21 protein-coding genes are annotated in these 18,743 nt (G+C 43.9%); 17 read left to right on the top strand and 4 right to left on the bottom strand.

The window, feature by feature from the left end; genetic code table 11:
- The first annotated feature begins 348 nt into the window (after positions 1 to 348).
- Positions 349 to 1,110, top strand: coding sequence for a hypothetical protein (locus R7E47_RS06530; RefSeq protein WP_005374276.1), 762 nt, complete (start codon positions 349 to 351; stop codon positions 1,108 to 1,110).
- Positions 1,111 to 1,213: 103 nt separating this feature from the next.
- Positions 1,214 to 2,245, top strand: a complete 1,032-nt coding sequence (locus R7E47_RS06525; protein WP_171342684.1) for a cytosolic protein — start codon at positions 1,214 to 1,216, stop codon at positions 2,243 to 2,245.
- Between the two features lie 163 nt (positions 2,246 to 2,408).
- On the opposite strand, the gene R7E47_RS06520 is transcribed toward R7E47_RS06525, so the two are convergent.
- Complete coding sequence (locus R7E47_RS06520; protein WP_005374274.1) at positions 2,409 to 2,765, bottom strand: YibL family ribosome-associated protein; 357 nt, start codon at positions 2,763 to 2,765, stop codon at positions 2,409 to 2,411.
- 85 nt (positions 2,766 to 2,850) lie between these two features.
- Positions 2,851 to 3,846 carry a 2-hydroxyacid dehydrogenase gene (locus R7E47_RS06515; protein ID WP_053350830.1) on the bottom strand — a complete coding sequence of 332 codons (996 nt, stop codon included), beginning with the start codon at positions 3,844 to 3,846 and terminating at the stop codon, positions 2,851 to 2,853.
- Between the two features lie 241 nt (positions 3,847 to 4,087).
- Here R7E47_RS06515 and R7E47_RS06510 point away from each other — a divergent pair, with 241 nt between their 5' ends.
- The gene (locus R7E47_RS06510; protein WP_017819702.1) at positions 4,088 to 4,570 is read left to right on the top strand and encodes a murein L,D-transpeptidase family protein; all 483 of its coding nucleotides are present in this window, start codon (positions 4,088 to 4,090) and stop codon (positions 4,568 to 4,570) included.
- 35 nt (positions 4,571 to 4,605) lie between these two features.
- Here the strand turns inward: R7E47_RS06510 and R7E47_RS06505 are convergent, their stop codons facing one another.
- Positions 4,606 to 5,316 carry a glycerophosphodiester phosphodiesterase family protein gene (locus R7E47_RS06505; protein WP_005374268.1) on the bottom strand — a complete coding sequence of 237 codons (711 nt, stop codon included), beginning with the start codon at positions 5,314 to 5,316 and terminating at the stop codon, positions 4,606 to 4,608.
- Between the two features lie 229 nt (positions 5,317 to 5,545).
- Between R7E47_RS06505 and R7E47_RS06500 the strand changes: the two genes are divergently transcribed.
- The 9 genes from R7E47_RS06500 (at position 5,546) to R7E47_RS06460 (ending at position 14,839) form a co-directional block, all read left to right on the top strand.
- Entirely contained in the window at positions 5,546 to 6,211 is a 666-nt protein-coding gene (locus R7E47_RS06500; protein ID WP_065275613.1) for a response regulator transcription factor, read from the top strand.
- Positions 6,211 to 7,584, top strand: a complete 1,374-nt coding sequence (locus R7E47_RS06495; RefSeq protein ID WP_222711991.1) for a sensor histidine kinase — start codon at positions 6,211 to 6,213, stop codon at positions 7,582 to 7,584. The genes R7E47_RS06500 and R7E47_RS06495 overlap by 1 nt, the downstream gene beginning before the upstream one ends.
- A gap of 207 nt (positions 7,585 to 7,791) precedes the next feature.
- A complete protein-coding gene (locus R7E47_RS06490) occupies positions 7,792 to 9,885 on the top strand; it encodes a TonB-dependent siderophore receptor (protein WP_136976328.1) in 2,094 nt (697 codons plus the stop codon).
- 74 nt (positions 9,886 to 9,959) lie between these two features.
- Positions 9,960 to 10,727 (top strand): DUF3450 domain-containing protein, encoded by a 768-nt coding sequence (locus R7E47_RS06485; protein WP_005386010.1) that lies wholly within the window; start codon positions 9,960 to 9,962, stop codon positions 10,725 to 10,727.
- Positions 10,728 to 12,095 carry a MotA/TolQ/ExbB proton channel family protein gene (locus tag R7E47_RS06480; protein WP_318083985.1) on the top strand — a complete coding sequence of 456 codons (1,368 nt, stop codon included), beginning with the start codon at positions 10,728 to 10,730 and terminating at the stop codon, positions 12,093 to 12,095.
- The gene (locus R7E47_RS06475) at positions 12,095 to 12,649 is read left to right on the top strand and encodes a MotA/TolQ/ExbB proton channel family protein (RefSeq protein ID WP_017635540.1); all 555 of its coding nucleotides are present in this window, start codon (positions 12,095 to 12,097) and stop codon (positions 12,647 to 12,649) included. The genes R7E47_RS06480 and R7E47_RS06475 overlap by 1 nt, the downstream gene beginning before the upstream one ends.
- The gene (locus tag R7E47_RS06470) at positions 12,646 to 13,050 is read left to right on the top strand and encodes an ExbD/TolR family protein (RefSeq protein WP_005374257.1); all 405 of its coding nucleotides are present in this window, start codon (positions 12,646 to 12,648) and stop codon (positions 13,048 to 13,050) included. The genes R7E47_RS06475 and R7E47_RS06470 overlap by 4 nt, the downstream gene beginning before the upstream one ends.
- Positions 13,050 to 13,670, top strand: coding sequence for an energy transducer TonB (locus R7E47_RS06465; RefSeq protein ID WP_005374256.1), 621 nt, complete (start codon positions 13,050 to 13,052; stop codon positions 13,668 to 13,670). The genes R7E47_RS06470 and R7E47_RS06465 overlap by 1 nt, the downstream gene beginning before the upstream one ends.
- Positions 13,667 to 14,839, top strand: coding sequence for a tetratricopeptide repeat protein (locus tag R7E47_RS06460; RefSeq protein WP_151515843.1), 1,173 nt, complete (start codon positions 13,667 to 13,669; stop codon positions 14,837 to 14,839). The genes R7E47_RS06465 and R7E47_RS06460 overlap by 4 nt, the downstream gene beginning before the upstream one ends.
- Before the next feature lie 67 nt (positions 14,840 to 14,906).
- Here the strand turns inward: R7E47_RS06460 and R7E47_RS06455 are convergent, their stop codons facing one another.
- Positions 14,907 to 15,395 carry a hypothetical protein gene (locus tag R7E47_RS06455; RefSeq protein WP_042523421.1) on the bottom strand — a complete coding sequence of 163 codons (489 nt, stop codon included), beginning with the start codon at positions 15,393 to 15,395 and terminating at the stop codon, positions 14,907 to 14,909.
- Positions 15,396 to 15,775: 380 nt separating this feature from the next.
- Between R7E47_RS06455 and R7E47_RS06450 the strand changes: the two genes are divergently transcribed.
- The 5 genes from R7E47_RS06450 to R7E47_RS06430 are packed head-to-tail and all read left to right on the top strand — an operon-like array spanning position 15,776 to position 18,723.
- Positions 15,776 to 16,405 (top strand): PepSY-associated TM helix domain-containing protein, encoded by a 630-nt coding sequence (locus tag R7E47_RS06450; protein ID WP_005374254.1) that lies wholly within the window; start codon positions 15,776 to 15,778, stop codon positions 16,403 to 16,405.
- Positions 16,406 to 16,426: 21 nt separating this feature from the next.
- Positions 16,427 to 16,966, top strand: a complete 540-nt coding sequence (locus R7E47_RS06445; protein WP_213969640.1) for a DUF2271 domain-containing protein — start codon at positions 16,427 to 16,429, stop codon at positions 16,964 to 16,966.
- 15 nt (positions 16,967 to 16,981) lie between these two features.
- Positions 16,982 to 17,812, top strand: a complete 831-nt coding sequence (locus R7E47_RS06440; RefSeq protein WP_318083984.1) for a DUF4198 domain-containing protein — start codon at positions 16,982 to 16,984, stop codon at positions 17,810 to 17,812.
- A 42-nt stretch (positions 17,813 to 17,854) separates the two neighbouring features.
- The gene (locus tag R7E47_RS06435; RefSeq protein ID WP_005374251.1) at positions 17,855 to 18,175 is read left to right on the top strand and encodes a hypothetical protein; all 321 of its coding nucleotides are present in this window, start codon (positions 17,855 to 17,857) and stop codon (positions 18,173 to 18,175) included.
- Entirely contained in the window at positions 18,172 to 18,723 is a 552-nt protein-coding gene (locus R7E47_RS06430) for a DUF6162 family protein (protein WP_033906233.1), read from the top strand. Before R7E47_RS06435 ends, R7E47_RS06430 begins: the two co-directional genes overlap by 4 nt.
- The last annotated feature ends 20 nt before the right edge of the window (positions 18,724 to 18,743 follow it).

Below are 18,743 nucleotides of genomic sequence, written 5' to 3'. Positions count from 1 at the left end.
GAAAGCACCGGTCTTGAAAACCGGCATACGTTAATAGCGTATCTAGGGTTCAAATCCCTATCTCTCCGCCACTTTTAAAAAAACCGCTGTTCTTACAGCGGTTTTTTTGTATCTGCTGTTTTTTAACCGCTGTTATCGAAACTTCTAATTGATTTTTCTCTAGCTCTTTCTCCAAGTTTTTGCGTACCTACTTTGGGTTTAGTTTACGCAGTAATACCTTCAATCGAAGACATTTCCATACGTCTCATTTGGGCTTCAAATAGAGCTTTCTTAAGTCTCAACGTGGGATGCTTAAACGCATTTTGATAGAGTTCCAGTCTAAATACTGCGGATGCACTTGGAGAAAAAATGAAGCTACTTTACTGGTTAGATGAATGGCAAGCTCTTACTCAACAAGAACAAGAGATGGCTTTACCTATCTCTGGCTACGATTTACTTGATGATGTGTTTGTGAAGTATGAACTCGTCGATCTTAACAAGCCATTGTTGTTTACATTTTCTCCTTCCGGTACTGATGTGCAGGTACAAGATTTAACTCCGGATTTTTCTCCTTGGGGCTACGAGCTCGGAATACAACAACAAGTAAACATTATTGCCTTTCAACATTTAGGACAAAGTAATTGGTTCCGTAGTCGGAATTTGATTTTCTTTCTGGAGCAGCTATCTGAGTTGCTTCATCCCTTCAAATGTCGTTTGGGTTATGGGCAAAGTCGAGGTGGCTTTGCAATTGGCGCGTTCGCTAACTTGCTGAAACTAGAACATCTTTTGTTGTTTTATCCTGTTAGCACTAAAAATAAAGCGTTAGTGCCTTGGGATGATCGGCCGAGTACTGAGCTTGCTCAGCAGTTTGCTTGGGAAAGCGGCTACCATGATCGAGATTTGGGCAATGCCAAAGGTTATATTATTTATGACCCATCCAATCGCATTGATCGTCTTCATGCTGAACGTTATCCAGAGCTTACCCATTTAAAAGTCGTCGGTATGGGACACGGCACTCAATCCACACAATTAGATAAATTAGAATTTTTTAATCTGGTGGCGCAGGAGTTTGTTCGCCATCAAACCTTAGATATTGACCAATTTAATAAGCAAATTCACGCTTTGTTTTAAAAGAGGACTGATATCAGAGTCCCCTGTAACCAGGGGGAGATGATCACACACTAAAAACTAGATTTTTAACACAATTGCTAGGCGCAATTTAGATGGAGGATTAATGAAGTTACTGTACTGGTTGGATGAATGGCTGGCTCTTTCTCGTGAAGAACAGCAAACCAGGCTACCGATGTCCGGGGAGGACTTACTTGATGATGTATTTGTTAAGTATGAGTTTGTCGACCGCAATAAACCGTTGTTGTTCACCTTTTCCCCTGCTGGTACGAATCTACAAGTACAGGACTTACACTCAGACTTTGCGCCTTGGGGTTATCGCTTAGCCCAGAAACAAAAAGTAAATATTATTTCATTTCAGCATCTTGGGAAAAGTAACTGGTTTCGCAGCCGTAATTTGATTTTCTTTCTAGAGCAACTGTCGACTTTACTTGAGCCCTTTGAATGTCGTTTAGGCTATGGACTTAGCCGCGGTGGTTTTGCTATTGGTGCCTTTTCTAATCTATTAAAGTTGGATCAAGTATTGATGTTTCACCCGGTCAGCACAAAAAACAAAGTTTTGGTGCCATGGGATGATAGGCCAAGTACTGAACTTGCCCAACAATTTGATTGGGAAGGAAAGTATCACGACCTCGACCTTGGCGATGCAAAAGGCTATATCATTTATGATCCAACTAATGAAATCGACCGCCTTCACGCCAAACGCTACCCAGAGCTCACTCACTTAAGAGTCTTCGGGATGGGACATGGTACCCACGCGACGTATTTGAATAAATTCGGTTTTTATAAGCAAGTGGCCGTAGACTTTATACGTTATCAGAAGATAGATATAGCGCAGTTTCGTCATCAGACCAAAACGCTGCGCTTAAAAGAAGATTACTATCAGTGCCTTAACAAGGCGAATGCGAGCTCACAGCATCGTTTAAACTTACTGAGTACCGCTCATAATGTACTAATTGAAGAAAAGAAAGAACATGTGAAGGAGCATCAAGCGCAAATCGATATTCAGCCACTTGTTGATATTGCACTTAAGCATGAGTATGACAACCCGCAAGATGCAGTACAGCTTTTGGAAGTCGCTCAGCAGCTGGTTCCGAATGATCCCGTTGTGGAGCGCAAGTTGCAGCAACTGTCGTAACGTGGAGATGTAATGCGGACGATATTGGTCGAAATAGGTCAGTGGCTTTTGTCGCTGGCCTTTTTAATAGCTTATGGATTGATATTTCGATGAAATCTAATGAAGCAGTACAAAATAAAAAGCCCAAGCAAATGCTTGGGCTCCATAAATGTTAATGCGAGTTTTAAAACTCTTTTGGCGCAAAGCCTGTCATCACATCAAGGCGAAGTTCTTTACCAACTTTTGTTAATGGGTGAACGATTACTAAGCCGCGTACGCGTTTTTTCAGTTTGCCGATGTCCGCTTGTTCTGCTTTGGTGATTTCACGAGAGAAAGGCATATCAAGTAAGCTTTTACGTTCTTTGTTCAGCTCATAGTTTTGCTTGTGCTTTAACTGGTTAAGCTTTTTGGTAAGCTGTTCTACTTCATCCGTGAACTTTGTAATCATTTCGTGATCACCACGAGAACGTGCCGCATCAAGTTTACGTTGGCATGTATCTAAACGGTTGTGCAGCTTTTGAATATCAGTTTTTATGCTCATGGTAATTTGACTCAAATTTTAAATAGTCGAGGAGTATAGCATAGCTGAGATCACACGCTCTACTATACTTCTCGATTGTCTGGCTTTAGTTAATCAGTTCATTGCCCGATACGTTACCAGAGAAAAAGGCTTCGACGTTATCAAGCGTCACAGAGGCAATATTATTAAGTGCTTCGTGAGTCAAGAATGCTTGGTGGCCAGTAAACAGCACGTTATGACAAGCCGATAAACGGCGGAAAACATCATCTACAATGACATCGTTAGATTTATCTTGGAAGAATAAGTCTTTTTCATTGTCATACACGTCTAGGCCAAGCGCACCAATCTTACCTTGTTTCAACGCTTCTATCGCCGCTAGTGAATCTAGCAACTCGCCTCGACTGGTGTTAATGATCATTACACCATCTTTCATTTGCGCGAAGGCTTTTTCGTTCAATAAGTGATAGTTTTCTTCACTCATTGGACAATGGAGAGAGATAACATCCGCATTAGCGTAGATTTCTTCAAGCGAACAGTAACGGGCTCCCATTTCTAGCGCTAATGGGTTTTCGTAGGGGTCGTAGCAAAGCAGCTCCATGCCAAGCCCTTTGAAGATACGCATCGTCGCGATACCAATCTTACCCGTACCAATAACACCAACAGTTTTTCCGTAAAAGTTAAAGCCAACAAGACCCTCTAGCGAGAAGTTGGCGTCACGTGTGCGTTGGTAGGCCTTGTGAAGACGGCGGTTTAGGCACATCATTAAACCAACCGTGTGCTCTGCCACTGCTTCTGGTGAGTAAGCAGGAACTCGAACCACTTGTAAACCTAGTTCTTTGGCTGCTTGTTGATCAACTTTATCAAATCCCGCGCAGCGCATAGCAATAAGCTTGGTCCCGCCCAGAGAAAGCTGTTTAAGGACAGGAGCTGAAAGATCATCATTAACAAACGCACATACGACATCACTGCCGTGCGCCATCTTGGCTGTTTTTTCGGTTAGTCGGAAGTCGTGATAGTGAAATTCAAAATCGCGGTTATTTTTAATTTTATTAAAAGAGGCTTCGTCGTAGGATTTTGCACTAAAAAAAGCAATGTTAATCATGGTTCCCTCTCAAAAAGTGCGGACTTTATAAATAAATATGCTTATAAAGTAATGCAACTTAGCCGCAATGAATAGAGAAATCTTCTCTTTGACTTTTGTTGTATCAAATAACGATAAGAAGTACGCCTTTCAGCGAGTCTATCTTATGGTTCCGCATTAGATACTGTTTGCTTTACGAGCATTAACTGACTAGCATTATCGCTCTTTTCTTGTTCACTTTATTAGCTTAGGCGTTACGACAATGTCAGTAAAATGGTGCTCTATGTTCTTGTGTTGTGTGTTTGCTTCTGGCACTCACGCAGCTGTTGACCTCGTTAAAGTCGACAAGTCTAAGCGTCGAATGTATTTGATGGAACAAGGAGCAGTGCTAAAAGAATACCGAATTGCTTTAGGAGCGAACCCTCAAGGACATAAACAAGAAGAGGGAGACAATCGCACACCAGAGGGCGAATACACTCTAGATTATGTTATAGAGGACTCTGCTTTTTATCGTTCTGTGCATATCAGTTACCCTGATGCGATTGATACGTTGGAAGCGAAGCGCCGAGGTGTGTCCCCTGGAGGGAACATCAAAATTCATGGCTTAAAAAACGGTGAGAGTCAGTTGCCGATTTACATCCAAAGTTTTGATTGGACTAATGGGTGTATTGCGATTACCAACGAGGAGATGGACGAATTTATCCAGCTTGTCGAGATGGGGACACCAATTCAGATTGAGTGGTAACAAAAGGTCCCCTTTAATGTTCTGGCTCTTATAGGCTATGGCATAAAGCGCTGTGGATGATCACTAAAAATACCGTCTAACTGAGGCAGGTATTTCAGTTTATTTGGATTGTTCACCGTATAGCACATCACTTTGTAACCGGCTTGTTGGAGTTTGTTTATCTGGCGAGTACGAACCCAGTTAATATTTAGGTTGCAGCTATAGGCACTAACTTCTTCCAAAAGGCGTTTATCTTTTCTCGTAAAGAATTCACTTAACACACCCAATCGGTAGCCACTGCAGTATTTGTGCATTGCTCTAATGACGTCATGACTAAAGCTCGATAGGAGTACATTCTCTTGCGGCATTGGACTTTTTGTTAACGCATTGGCGAGAGTCTGCGCCACTTCTTCCGCTGGATGGTTGTCTACTTTAACTTCGATATTCAAGTTAAGCTTATTCTCAGTAGCTAAAGTGAGCAGTTCATCTAGTGTCACGATCTTCTCGCCTGAAAAGTCTGTGCTAAACCAACTACCGAAATCTAATGCTTTTAACTCTTCCAGGGTGAGCTCATCAACACGCCCTTGTCCATTGCTGCATCGATTGACGGTATGATCATGGCAAACCACTAAAACATTATCTTTGGTAGGCTGTATATCCACTTCCACCCACTTCAACCCCAGGTCAATGGCTGCCTGAATGCTTATTTTTGTATTCTCAGGGTATGAACCTGCCACGCCACGGTGACCAATTAATAACGTTTCCATTCGCTTTATCTTTTGCTTTGCGGTTGCCAGATTGTACTCGTTTTTTCTATGAAGATATATCTAGGTGCATATTGTTAGGAACCTTTAGTAAAAGTGAACATTAAACTCTAATGGCACGTTGCTGCTTCTTGGACTGAGTCCTGTGGACTTAAAGCATTAGAGTGTTAGTTGTTTAATTGGTAAATGAGTAATAAAATGCGAACCATTTTTATTTGAATGGTGAGTGGTAATGTCACGAGTTTTGATAGTCGATGATGACGTTCCTTTGTGTGAGCTGTTAGAAGCGGTTTTGCAAGAGGAGGGCTACATCGTCTCTTCTATACATTGCGGTGAAAGTGCGCTGCAATATATGGAAAAAACGCCTGTAGATCTTGTATTGCTTGATGTCATGTTACCAAACCTTAACGGCATGCAAGTTGCTCGTAGGATCTGTCAGCGCTTCGCGACACCTATCCTAATGCTTACCGCTCTCAACGATGAAAACTCGATGCTTGATGGTTACCAAGCGGGGGCCGATCAGTATATCGGAAAGCCTTTTAATGTCGCTGAGCTTCTAATGCGCATCAAAGCGATTCTTCGTCGTGTCGGCTTGGAACGTCAACGTCAGACGATGTGTAGTACCGTTCAAACGATCAGTGACCAGCTTAATAGCTTACCCCTCACAAGTACGGAAGCTGAACTATTGAGCTACTTGGTAAAAAACCAAGGAGTCGTGATTTCAAAAGCAGAGCTTCAAACCGAAGTGTTAAAGAAAGAGCTGAGTCCTTTTGATCGCAACCTTGATATGCACATCAGTAACATACGTCGCAAGTTAGTTGAAGCGGGGCTTTCCAAGCAACATATCAAAACCTTCCGTGGCAAAGGTTACAGTTATTTAGAGGCTGTAAACCGTTAATGAAGCTCCGGTGTCCACCTTTTATTGCAAAACGTAAAGATAGCTTAGCGTTCAAGTTATTTAGTTGCATGACCGCAATTGTAATTAGTATTTTGGTCGTGCAATCCTTAGCGGAACAAGCTCTGGTGAAAGCCATGTTGAAAGTGCCCGATAGTGTGCGAGAAGAAATGCTAGACCTTGCACATCAAGCCAATGTATTGATTGAGCACGGAGACATGGACGAACTTGCTGACTGGGCAAATGCGCAAAACTTTTATTTATTTGTGTTGAATGAACATCAGCAACCAGTTACGCACCGTCTGATGCATCCGCACTTCGAGTTCAAACTTCAATTTAAGAGAAGCATTGATGATCAACTTGAGGGGAAAGTGAATCGCCCCATCATCAATATTCCTTTAGTTCATGGCAATACTTTAGTGATTCAATTGCCACATCGACTGCACCCTGCAAATGACTTCATTCTGTATTTCTCTATTCTCAAAGTCGTGATTGCAGTGGTTATTTTGGCGCTCTTTTCGCTGCTAATGGCACGTAACTTACAGCAACCATTGGATCGATTGAGAGAAGCAAGCAAAAAGCTATCTAATGGCGATTTTAATGTCAGTGTCGTGAAAGAGCTGAAGTCGAGCACGCGTGAGTTTAACGAGTTAGCGCAAGATTTCGATCACATGACGCAACAGATTCATTCTCTCGCTGAAAAGCAGCGACTGCTTATAAGAGATGTCTCTCACGAATTGAGAACGCCGTTAGCGAGGCAGAACTTGGTTCTGCATCTTTTGCGAAAGCGTGTTGGAGAAAGTGAGCAAAGCCTAGTGACAAGGCTAGAAGATGAAGCAAAAGAGCTAAACCATTTGATCAGCGATATATTGGAGTTCAGTCGCTTGGAAAATGCGCGCTTCGACAAAGCCACGAAACGCTGTGATTTAGAAGTTTTGCTCTCCCCGCAAGTAGAACGTTGCAAAATAGATTTGAAGTCAGAACAGACGTTGTCTTTCCGCTCAGAAGCTGTATGTGCTAAAGCCATTTGTGAAGAAACGCTGGTCATTCGTTGTTTGAACAATCTTATTGGTAATGCCATTAAATATTCAGGACAAGCATCTCAGATAGAAGTTTCTCTGGAAAATTATGTCAAAGAAGGGCAGCAGTTCACCATAATGTCAGTATCTGATGATGGGCCTGGTATTCCAGAGAACAAGCTGGTCGATATTTTTGATCCGTTTACACGCTTAGATGCTTCTAGAGATAAAAAGCTTGGTGGCTACGGTTTAGGTCTTGCGATTGTCAAAGAATCCATGCGTATTATGGGTGGAGCAGTTACGGCGAAAAACCGTGAGCAAGGTGGTCTGAGGGTTACTTTAGTGTTCAAGCAATAAGTATGATTAAGTCGTAATTCTTGTGATTAATATCACGTTATCATAGCGCATCATCAGAGAGTACTTTACAAAAGTTTGCAAATGCAAAGAATGTAAATTTAATGCAAATGGTAATACTTATCACTTATATTCACCCGCGAAATAATTAAGAGGGAATCGCATTCAACAAGTATGTGACCCGAAAAATAATAATCGGAGTGAAAGGATATGTTTACTAAGAGCCATTTGGCGTTAGTGATCGGTGCAGTGTTAGCAACACCTGCAGTGGCGGAAGTTCAAACAGACGAACATGTAGTTGTAGAAGGTCGAGAGTTCGGCTACAAGGCAGATACAAACAGTACAGCAATGCGCATGGAAATGACGCAGCTGGAAACGCCGGGACAAGTAGCGGTTATCGATGAAACGGTAATTGATGAGCAGCGTGCAAGTACACTTGGTGAAGTGCTACGTAACGATGCAAGTGTTAGCGCGGGTGGTACAAGCCGTAACCGCGAACGTTTCTCTCTACGTGGTTTTGAACTTAGCAGTTCAGACGGTTTTCTTCGTGATGGTCGTCAACACTGGTCACACTACCGTCAGCCAATTGAGCTTTTAGAGCGTGTTGAAGTGCTTAAAGGTCCATCAGGTCTGCTATACGGTAAATCTGAGCCAGGTGGCTTGGTAAACATGGTTTCGAAAAAACCAACAACTCAAACACAAGCAAGTTTGAGTCAAGATCTAGGTTCGAATGATCACTCACGCACTGTGCTTGATGTGAGTGGCGCGCTAAATGATGCAGAGACACTGCGAGCGCGCGCAATTTTTGCCAAAGAAAGCTACGGCTCTTGGCGCAGGTACGGTGATGGCACCGAGCCAGAAACGGATCGTACGGTTGCGGGCCTAGTGGTTGAGTACGATATCACAGACAACTTTATGGTATCGGCTCATTACGATCGCACGAAAGACGATGGTAGCGTGGACTCTGGCGCATACATTGTTGATGGCAAAGCGGTTCGCGGTGATAAGTATATTTGGGATGCGCAGTGGTCTGAAATTGATAACGAAGTAGAAAACTACGGTGTCGATATTAATGCGCAAGTCACGGATAACGTGAACGTAAAAGCAGGTTACAACCGCCAAGACTTTAAGCGTTTTGATGTAGAGTCTTACCCTAAGTTTGATCAGTATGAAGAGTTAAATACGATTAAGCATCGAGGCAACGATCGCTCCGATAATTGGGTATTTGATACTGCATATATAGATGTGACGACGGACTTTACTTTGTTCGGTACGGAAAACACGTTGTTAGTGGGCGCTAACTACTTAGATTACAGTTATGATCGCTTTATGGCATTTCATAATGAGGCGAGTATTGCGCCAGGAGAAACGGTGCCTAAGCCTAGCTATCGTAGTTCGAAGAAATCACCAACTGCTGAGTACGATACTTGGGGTATCTACGCGCAAAATATGATGACGATTAATGATTACTGGCAAGTGCTTGCAGGTGTTCGTTATGACGAAAAGCGTGATGATGAACTGACCGAAAACCAGGTTTCTCCAAAATTTGGTGTCATTTTCCACCCATCGACGAATGGCTCGGTTTACGTTCAGTATTCTGAAAGCTTCATGCCTCAAGGTGAAGTCAGCAACGGTAGTCGTACCTACATCAATGAAGGTGAGAAACTCGACGCTGAGCGTGGTATCTCTTATGAAATCGGTACGAAGTGGGAACTGTTTGATCAGCGTTTATTTGTATCTGGTGCTGTGTTTGATATCACGTTAGAGAACATCTCGCTGGATGTTGAAAGCGGCAAAGACGCGGGCGGCAATCTCCTACACAAGAAAACGCAAGGTGGTGAGCAAGTTCACAAAGGCGCTGAGTTAATGGCTCAAGGTTTTGTGACCCCAGAGTTGTCGCTAACCGCTTCTGCAATGTATTTGGATGCAGAGCTTAAGAAGGCAGAAAGATATGAAGGTAACCGCCCTGTAGACGTGCCAGAGTTCTCGGCAAGTCTATGGTCTAGCTACAAGGTTCAAGACAACACTAACTTAAACCTTGGTTTGATTTATGAAGGTGATCGCTACGGTGATGCAAAGAACACCTTCAAGAAAGATGGCTACGCTCGCGTTGATATGGGTGTGTCATACAAACATAAGTACGATGAAAACTTGGATATTATTGCTCGATTCAATGTCGAAAACTTATTCGATACCGACTACTTCGCAGGTGGTGGTAGCACGAATGGCGAGCAAAAAGGTGCGAGTGGGGTTGTGGTTGGAGAAAGCCGCAACTACATGGCAACAATCCAGTTCAAGTACTGATAACAATTTGATTATTAAAGGGGAAGGGTAGTCTTCCCCTTTGGTCGTTTTTGGAACATAGAAATATAACTCGTATGAATCTAATGAAATCAAGTATCGCTCTGTTGATATCATCGGTTTTGATTCCCGCTCACGCGGCGAACTTAAACGATGCACAAGCTGTGCAGAGTAAAACAAACCAGTCGTCGGCGGTAAGCCAAAAACGTATTGATGCAAGCGCAGAAAAATCACTTACTCTAGAAGCTGAAATTGAGCAGCTGCAAGAGGAAGTCGGTAACTTGAAGATTTATCGCGATCATCTTGCAAGCCTTGTTGAAAGTCAAAATCAAGAAGTTGATAGCTTGAACGAGCAAATTGAGCAGATTGCTCAAACTCGTCAAGGTGTCGTGCCTTTGATGTATCACATGCTTGAGGGCTTAAAAGTGCTCGTCGCTAACGACAAGCCTATACGCAAAGCGCAACGTGAGGAGCGAATTGCAAAGCTGGATTCCATGATGACGCGTGCAGACGTTGCGGATGCAGAGAAGTTTCGTCGTATTTTAGAAGCGTACCAAATTGAAATGGATTACGGCACCAAGCTTGGCGTTTACCAAGGCAAGATTAACCTGGGTGACAATGAAGCTGTGGAGGCGGACATTCTCTATTTAGGCCGTTTGTCTTTGGTAGCGCGTAGCTTATCTGGTGACACATTTTGGAGCTGGTCGCAGCAAAAACACGCATGGCAACAAGTGGGTTCTGAGCAAAAATCAGAGCTAGACAAAGCGTTCGCTATGGCGAATAAACAGATCGCGCCGAGCATGTTAACTCTGCCAGTGTCGTTAACCGCTGCGGAGGGCAAATAAATGATGAAAAAATGGTTATCGGTTGCATTAATCTCGACAGCCGCATTAATGCCTCATACAACTTTTGCTAGTGATGCGTTGTTACAAAAGGCGCAGCAAGAAAATCGTCAACACCAATCGCACAATGTCGCGCGTGAATCAGGTTTTAAGCAAACAGAGCAAGAGCTACAGGCTATAAAGAATAAATTGGTGGCAGAGCGGGCTGCTCTTCAAGCAGAAGCGGACTCATTAAGTGTTACCTTCGGTGAAAATGAAGCAGAACTGGCACAGCTAGAAGAAAAGTTGCGTCTAGAAACCGGGAGCCTAGGTGAGTTATTTGGCGTCGTTCGCCAGAACGCAAAAGAGCTAGAGTCTGAGCTAAAAAGCTCAGTAACCGGTGTCGATGCAAACTCATATCAGAAAGATATCGATGCTATTGTTGCGGCTAAATCACTGCCAACGTTGACCCAACTTCAGGCGATGTGGCGCAGCATGGAAGAACAAATCAAAGCAAGCGGTGAAATGGCAAACGTCTCTTTCACACTGCTAAATGGCGAAGGTCGTGAACAAACGGTTAGTGGTGTTCGTCTTGGTTCTATGGCGCTGCTGGATGAGACTGGCTACGTTAAGTGGAATGGTCAACGCGGAGATGCGGTAAACTATCTTCGTCAGCCTGGAAGCGGTCCAACAGCGAATACTATTTCCTCTGGTGACATTGATGCGCTTGTCATTGATCCGTCACGCGGCATTCTTCTTGAGCAGCTCGCAAACTCACCGACTTTGGCTGATCGCCTAAATGCAGGCGGCGTTGTCGGTAAAATCATCCTTGGTTTATTGGCTATCGGCCTATTGATTGCGCTCGTACGTGGTGCATCACTGATGATTTCGCGCCAGAAAATCATGAAGCAGCTGAAAACCCCAGCTCAGCCAGGAAACAACCCTTTGGGTCGCGTGCTTGCGGTATACCAGAAAGACAAGCATCGCAGCGTAGAAGCGTTAGAACTACGTCTTTTGGAAGCTGTTGTTGATGAGCAAACCCACCTAGAAAAAGGGTTGTCGATGCTTAAGCTTCTTGCTGCTCTAGCTCCTATGCTTGGCCTACTAGGCACGGTAACGGGTATGATCGAAACCTTCCAAGTCATCACTCAATTTGGTAATGGTGATCCGAAAGTAATGGCGGGTGGCATTTCGATGGCACTTGTGACTACCGTACTTGGCCTTGTTTCAGCCATGCCTTTGTTATTAGCGCACAACGTATTGAGCTCTCAAGCAGAAAATATTCGCAGTATCTTAGAAAAACAAGGCATCGGTTTAGTTGCAGAACAAGCTGAGCGTGATATGCCGAGTAACAAAAGCCATTCTAACACCTTAGCGGAGAACGCAGCGTAATGGAGCAGATCCTACTCAGCACATTGGGTTTGATCAGTGAGGATTGGGCCACAACCTTGATGAGCTTTATGCAGCAAGGTGGTCAAATCCTATGGTGGCTGGCCGCTGTCGTGGCGGTGTGCTGGCTGTTGGTTATGGAGCGAGTTATTTATCTCACAACGGTTTTCCCTGGGGTAAAAAAACAGCTTTGTGAGCAGTGGCAAGCAAGATCAGAGCACCACTCTTGGTACGCGCATCAAATCCGTGAAGGATGGATTGCAAAAGCGCAAATCGAACTGCGCCAAAACCTATCGACTATTAAGCTACTTGTGGCGGTTTGCCCAATGCTAGGGTTGTTAGGGACGGTGACAGGCATGATTACGGTGTTTGACGTAATGGCATCGCAAGGCAGCAGCAATCCGAAATTGATGGCTTCTGGTATCTCACTTGCTACGCTGCCAACCATGGCAGGTATGGTAGCAGCGCTTGCGGGCATGTTTATTCATGCTCGCCTTAGCAAAGTGTGTGAACGAAAAGCTATCCAGTTAGAACAATCTTTAAGGAGTCAAAAGTGAGACTCGGACGCAGACCTAACCAACAAGATGAAGCTCAAGTCGATTTAACCTCGATGCTTGATATCGTCTTCATCATGTTGATCTTCTTCATTGTGACCAGTTCGTTTGTACGTGAGTCCGGTGTAGAAGTGAATCGCCCTCAGGCTTCTAATGTAGTAAGCCAAAAAGATGCGGGCATTTTTATCGCAGTAACGGCAGCGAATGATGTGTACATCGACAAACGAGTGGTTGATATTGAGCGTGTTGAGGCCTCTATTGAGCACCTGTTACTTGATCAGCCTGATGCCTCGTTAGTTATCCAAGCTGACGAGCATGCTTACAATGGCACTGTCGTGAAAGTGATGGACGCTGCAAAGGCGGCGGGTGTGAAGAACATTGCATTGGCGGCGGAGAAACCTTAATGGGCAGGCTGTTACTTGCACTACCAGCATCACTGTTAATTTCTGTGAGCTTGTTTAGCTTTATGGCGTGGATGGTTGATAAAGGCAACCAGCGTGCACCAGAAGCTTCAGAAGCCGTTCGTTTTGATATGGTGATGGTAGAGAATGAAGCAGACGTGCAGCGTCGTCAACGTTCAGTGCCGGAGCAACCAGAGCCACCTCAAGCGCCGGAGCCAATGGATCTGTCTCAAGCTGACACTCAAATGGAACCAATGAGTCAGATGACGCCAGTCAGTGCTTTAGGTTTAAACACAGCCCTTGAAGGCATCGCGATTAGCGCCCCAAACTTGAAGGGAACAATGGGCAACCAGCAAGCACTGCCGTTGTATCGTGTTGATCCTCGCTATCCAAGTAAGGCGCTGAAACGTAGAGTGGAAGGTTATGTCATTATGCGTTTCACGATCGATGCAACTGGACGACCAAAAGATATTGAAGTGATCGAGGCTGAGCCCGAGCGCATGTTTGAAAGAGAAGCAATCCGTGCGCTTAAAAAATGGAAGTATCAGCCAAAAGTTGAGGATGGTGTGTCAATTGAGCAGTTCGGACAAACCGCTAAAGTGGAGTTCAAGTTAGCCAAATGATGAAAAAATTCTTAATCGGTACGGTATTAAGCCTGAGTGCACTCTCAACCATTGCCAGTGAGTTAAGCCAATACACCGCAGCGAGAGTTCAACGAGCACACAACTTGGCTCAAGAAGAGAAACTGAAAGAAGCGATTTCATCTCTTGAAGCTATGGAGCTTTCTCGTGGATATGACCAAGCTTATGTCGCTCGAATGTTGGGTATTTTTTACTGGCAGAATGAGCAAACTCAAGCGGCGATTAAGCAACTTGAGTTGGCAGTCAATAGTGGTTTGCTACAAGATGAGCAATCATGGCAAACCCGAAAAATGTTGGCTGATATACTGCTGAACGAGCAACGTTTTTCTAAGGCGTTACCTCATTACTATGCCTTGAGCAAAAACATTCCTAAAGGTCAAAAAGCGCATGAGCTATGGCTACGTATTTCCCAATCTCATTATCAACTGAGTCAGTGGCAAAAAGTGCTTTCAGCAATGGCTCGTTATGAGAAGTTTGGTCAGCCAGACAAGCTTGGCGCATTGTCGATAAAGCTTTCTGCTGAGCTAGAACTGAAAAAGTGGAAGCCGGCAATCTCGACCATCAAACGCTTAATCGTGATTGAACCTGAGCGAATTGAATGGTGGCGTCAGCTTGTTGCTCTATACCTTCGGGTTGATGACAACAAACGTGCCCTAGACTCTTTGGCGTTGGCAAAACTGAAAGGGTTACAACTTAGCCAAGATGACTTAAAGCTGCTGGCACAATTGTACGCGAAACGAGGTATTCCTGAGAGAGCTGCGTTGGTGATGAACGAGCTAGAGGATGTAAACTCGAATAGTAAGCTAAAAGCTCAGCAAGCAACGTATTGGCAAATGGCAAAAGAGTGGGAAGAGTCTATTGATAGCTGGCGTATTGCAGCTCAGCTAGATAGGCAGTATTACTGGAACTATTCTCAACTGTTGGTGCAAGAAGGCCATTATAAAGATGCCATTGCCGCGCTCGATAAGGTCAGAGGTCGTAAAGCGGATGTTGCACTTATCAAAACTCGCGCTTACTACAAACTTAAGCGGTTTGACGATGCGCTCGCTAATGCCAAAAGAGCGAATGAGATTAAGCCATCGAATCAGGCAAAAAGTTGGGTTAAGTATCTATCTCAGCTACGCAAAGTAGAATCGACGCAGAACTCATAGCGAACATTTTTATTAAATACCCGAGCTCAGTCTCGGGTATTTTTTTGTCTAAAGTCATAAAGGCTATTTATTGTATGAGCTTTTCATAAAAAGCTAATGCATCAAATGGTCGGGAGAAAAAAGGGCTTTTCTCTATATATTCTTGATGTACCTTGCTCAGTGTTTCAAACTTTTCTCTCGATGTAGGTTCGATATGAAAAGTTAGGCTTTCAGTCGATTCTACAAGCTTTAATGTTGAGGTTCTTGAAGCGTTATTTTTTGCTATTAATAGATAATATGCTAGCTCTTGCTTCTCTTTTAATACACAAGCCTCAAAAGCTTTCTCGCTTAAAAACGGCAGAACAGGAGTTAATGCTTCTATATGCTTCTTTGAATACTCTAGGGTTTGTTTGTCAGGTGTATTCTGGTCTGCCATAGATTCGCACAGCTTTATCTTAGCACCATAATTATCGATAGATTGACTTACGTTGTTAAACAAACTGGCTTCAAACTTTTCACTTGCGAAAGTGACACTTGAGAAAAGTGATAAGAGAATTATTCCAACATTCTTGTTCATATTTTTCCTTCTGAACTACACCATAACGTTTGGCTAGCATCAGAAAATCTTCTCTATCTAACCCTACACTAACTTCTTAGCTTACCTTTTTTATCTAGTTTATGGGTAGCTTTTAAGCTTTTCATTAAATATACATAAAGGCGCATTTTGGTGGAGTCTATCCCACTTTTTAGTATTGGAAATATCATTAAATTTTGAGTCATTAAAATTGATAGGGTTATTATCTAGAGGGTAGGCAATCGGTAACTCACATTGGCGCAAATAGTTACAACATGCGCCAGCCAAGCTGAATTGAAAAAAGTAAACAATGTAAATTAAATGCCAATACGAATGATTATCACCTAAATTATGACCCACATTTATTGGTGATGATTGTTTCTATGTTGCTTAAAAGCAAAGGTGTTCAAACTTGGGCTCGCCGCCTACATATCTATATTTCGATGGCTCTTCTCTTAGTTACGCTGTTTTTTGCAGTAACTGGTATTACCCTCAATCGCCCCGAATTGTTTGAACGCAGTGAACCTATCATTCAACAACATACTCTGACGGTTCCGCACTCAGTTCTATTCTCACATTCAGATACCTTTCAACCTAATCGTGAAGGGCTGGTGGCTTTCTTGACTAAAGAAACCGAGCTTCGCGGTACTCCCTCCGCACTAGATGTGTATACCGAAGTTGAGCAAGGTGAGTTGTTACTCGGAGAGCTTTCTATGGATTTTAAAGGCCCGGGTTATAACGCTACGGTCTTTATTGATATGACTACTGGTGCAGCAGACGTCGAAACGACGCACTACGGTATTGTTGCGCTGCTGAACGATCTACATAAAGGACGCAACAGTGGTGGGATTTGGAAGTGGTTTATCGACGTCACTGCGCTTTTGATGGTGTTTTTTGTTCTTACAGGCGTGTGCTTGTTACTGCCTAAGAAGAAGACGCTCAGAACGTCAATGCAATGGATGAGCTTTGGTACGTTACTGTCGCTCGTAATTTATTTTGTTGCTGTTCCATAACAGCTTTTTTAGAGAACACTTATGTTGAACACAGGAAGATTTTTCCGCCGTAATCACTTTTGTAAAGCCGCTTTGATCGCGGCTTTTGCTCCTTTCTCTCTTTCCGCGGCGCCTCTACCAGATAACGCGAAGGTCGACTTCGAACTCGAACTTCCAAAGATAGATACCTCAATGTATGCACGCCCTTATGTGGCGGTTTGGGTTGAAAACGATCAGCGTAAACCGGTTAAAACCATTCAGTTATGGGTAGGGAAAGACGAATGGTTAAAAGATCTACGCAGCTGGTGGAGAAAAGCGGGTCGTTATGATCGTGAACTTGTTGATGCGGTGACTTCTGCAACACGTCCTGCTGGTCAATACCGCTTTGTCTGGGATGGAACCAATGACGCAGGGGAGCGTTTGAAACAAGGAAATTACACGTTGTACGTCGAAGTCGTTCGTGAACACGGTGGGCGAAACTACTTACGTCAAAAAATAACGCTAGCGGACAGTGACGTGCGCTATGAGCTTAAACCAACACAAGAGACGGGTGTCATCACCGTCAATTATCAAGTTAAGTGATTAAAGGACACAACAATGAAAACCAAAATGAAAGCAGTGGCATTGGCGAGTGTAATGGCAATGGGATTGGCTGTAACCACCACCGCGCAAGCACATCCACGTTGGGTTCTGCCCTCTCACTTTACGGTTTCTAAAGAAGGCGGTGACTGGCTGACATTTGATGTTACTGCTTCTCACGGAACGTTTGTTTTTGACAAGCCAGCGGGTAGTGACCAAGCGTTCGTGGTGATGCCGGATGGCCGTTCTGAGCGTCCTAACTTTGTTGTTCGTGGCAAACGTCGTTCTATGTTTGATTTCTTTTTTACGGAAGAAGGCACGCACAAAGTCGCGATCAATAATCAGCCGAGCTACTACACCCAATACAAAGCGGGTCGTCGTGATACGGTGAAACGGGCGCGAGCAAACAAAGCTGAGCGTGGTGACGTGCTTCCTGAGCAAGCGCGTGATGTGGTTACTCAACTAAGTTACACCCGAGCAGAAAGCTACATTACGGTTGGTATGCCAACGGACAAAGCGTTGGAGATTGAAGGCAAAATGCTGGAAATGAAACCGATCACGCATCCATCGGACATCATTGAAGGTGAGCCTGTGACTTTCCAGTTTTTCTTTAACGGAGAGCCACAAGAGGGCGTTACTGCTGAGATTACACGTGAAGGTACTATGTACCGAAACCATCAAGAACAAATCGATGTGGTGAGCGATAAAGATGGCAAAGTGATCTTCACGCCAGAAGTCGCCGGGCGCTACTTAATGAAAGCGAACTACAAAGGTGAATTAAAAGATAATCCATTGGCGGATAAAGCGAGTGCCAATGTTCATCTTACGTTTGAAACTCAACTTAACTAATCGAATTAGGCTCAGCAATTGCTGGGCCATTTTGGAATTATCATGAATAACACTTCTCTTCTAAAAGCGGTTTTGCTTTTTTCTGGATTTGCGTCCTTTCACGCTGCTGCACATTTTCCTCTGATGAGCTGTCACTTGGCGCAAGATAAAGTGATTTGTGAAGCGGGCTACTCGGATGGATCGACAGCGGTCGACTACGATGTCGAAATGTACGATTACGACGACAATCTGATCGCCAAAGAAAAAACAGATAAGCGTTCCATCGCAGAATTTACTCACCCTGAAACAGATTTCTATTTGGTATTTGATGCCGGACATGAAAGCCCGGTGGAAGTGGATATCGTTGAGTTGAAAGAGAAATGAGTGTACAGAAAGTTCGCCCTGATGATGGTAACCGAGAAGGAAAGTGGGTCGCACTGACAATCGCAGCAATTCTCAGTTCAGCAGCCATACTTATGCCCTACCATCAGGTCGCGACTGAAAAGCCAGACATGCAGTCTCATCAAGTGTTAATCACGGATTTACATCAAAATGAGTTGGGGTTGATCGCTGAGCTTAAGCTCGCTCATGAAGAGATTCGTGATTTGCAGTTAGATACCGGAACTTGGCCTGAGATCTCTGATATGGAGGTGCTTTGGATTGCTCCGTTCGTGAAAGACCAAAACTGGAAGCGTAAAGGTTCTCATCAGTGGCAACGAATTGATGACGGTGTCTACATTGGCGTGAAGACCAGTGCCCAAGGCTCTGCTTCCATGCTGTTGGATAGCCGCAGTTCTCAAGCTGATATTTGGTTTAATGATTCTAGCCGTTCGTTAAATGTGGAGGGACTAAGCGATCTAGCTAAACGCCACGATTTCGGGTGGAAACAAATCATTCTGTCAGACTCTTCTTCCCACTCTCACGCCCATTAAGACAACATAATTGATAAGTA

Origin of the sequence: Vibrio sp. Vb1026 (assembly GCF_033338745.1) — a bacterium.
Classification (GTDB): domain Bacteria; phylum Pseudomonadota; class Gammaproteobacteria; order Enterobacterales; family Vibrionaceae; genus Vibrio; species Vibrio alginolyticus.
The sequence above is the reverse complement of the archived record's forward strand: the minus strand, read 5'-3'. Positions and strand labels throughout refer to the sequence as shown.

What these genes read in the sequence shown, in the direction of transcription:
- R7E47_RS06465 (WP_005374256.1), top strand. Translation starts at nt 13,050, where the DNA reads ATGGGCAGGCTGTTACTTGCACTACCAGCATCACTGTTAATTTCTGTG.
- R7E47_RS06435 (WP_005374251.1), top strand. Translation starts at nt 17,855, where the DNA reads ATGAATAACACTTCTCTTCTAAAAGCGGTTTTGCTTTTTTCTGGATTT.
- R7E47_RS06450 (WP_005374254.1), top strand. Translation starts at nt 15,776, where the DNA reads ATGTTGCTTAAAAGCAAAGGTGTTCAAACTTGGGCTCGCCGCCTACAT.
- R7E47_RS06455 (WP_042523421.1), bottom strand. Translation starts at nt 15,395, where the DNA reads ATGAACAAGAATGTTGGAATAATTCTCTTATCACTTTTCTCAAGTGTC.
- R7E47_RS06520 (WP_005374274.1), bottom strand. Translation starts at nt 2,765, where the DNA reads ATGAGCATAAAAACTGATATTCAAAAGCTGCACAACCGTTTAGATACA.
- R7E47_RS06500 (WP_065275613.1), top strand. Translation starts at nt 5,546, where the DNA reads ATGTCACGAGTTTTGATAGTCGATGATGACGTTCCTTTGTGTGAGCTG.
- R7E47_RS06445 (WP_213969640.1), top strand. Translation starts at nt 16,427, where the DNA reads ATGTTGAACACAGGAAGATTTTTCCGCCGTAATCACTTTTGTAAAGCC.
- R7E47_RS06430 (WP_033906233.1), top strand. Translation starts at nt 18,172, where the DNA reads ATGAGTGTACAGAAAGTTCGCCCTGATGATGGTAACCGAGAAGGAAAG.
- R7E47_RS06460 (WP_151515843.1), top strand. Translation starts at nt 13,667, where the DNA reads ATGATGAAAAAATTCTTAATCGGTACGGTATTAAGCCTGAGTGCACTC.
- R7E47_RS06480 (WP_318083985.1), top strand. Translation starts at nt 10,728, where the DNA reads ATGATGAAAAAATGGTTATCGGTTGCATTAATCTCGACAGCCGCATTA.
- R7E47_RS06515 (WP_053350830.1), bottom strand. Translation starts at nt 3,846, where the DNA reads ATGATTAACATTGCTTTTTTTAGTGCAAAATCCTACGACGAAGCCTCT.
- R7E47_RS06525 (WP_171342684.1), top strand. Translation starts at nt 1,214, where the DNA reads ATGAAGTTACTGTACTGGTTGGATGAATGGCTGGCTCTTTCTCGTGAA.
- R7E47_RS06485 (WP_005386010.1), top strand. Translation starts at nt 9,960, where the DNA reads ATGAATCTAATGAAATCAAGTATCGCTCTGTTGATATCATCGGTTTTG.
- R7E47_RS06490 (WP_136976328.1), top strand. Translation starts at nt 7,792, where the DNA reads ATGTTTACTAAGAGCCATTTGGCGTTAGTGATCGGTGCAGTGTTAGCA.
- R7E47_RS06530 (WP_005374276.1), top strand. Translation starts at nt 349, where the DNA reads ATGAAGCTACTTTACTGGTTAGATGAATGGCAAGCTCTTACTCAACAA.
- R7E47_RS06475 (WP_017635540.1), top strand. Translation starts at nt 12,095, where the DNA reads ATGGAGCAGATCCTACTCAGCACATTGGGTTTGATCAGTGAGGATTGG.
- R7E47_RS06505 (WP_005374268.1), bottom strand. Translation starts at nt 5,316, where the DNA reads ATGGAAACGTTATTAATTGGTCACCGTGGCGTGGCAGGTTCATACCCT.
- R7E47_RS06510 (WP_017819702.1), top strand. Translation starts at nt 4,088, where the DNA reads ATGTCAGTAAAATGGTGCTCTATGTTCTTGTGTTGTGTGTTTGCTTCT.
- R7E47_RS06440 (WP_318083984.1), top strand. Translation starts at nt 16,982, where the DNA reads ATGAAAACCAAAATGAAAGCAGTGGCATTGGCGAGTGTAATGGCAATG.
- R7E47_RS06495 (WP_222711991.1), top strand. Translation starts at nt 6,211, where the DNA reads ATGAAGCTCCGGTGTCCACCTTTTATTGCAAAACGTAAAGATAGCTTA.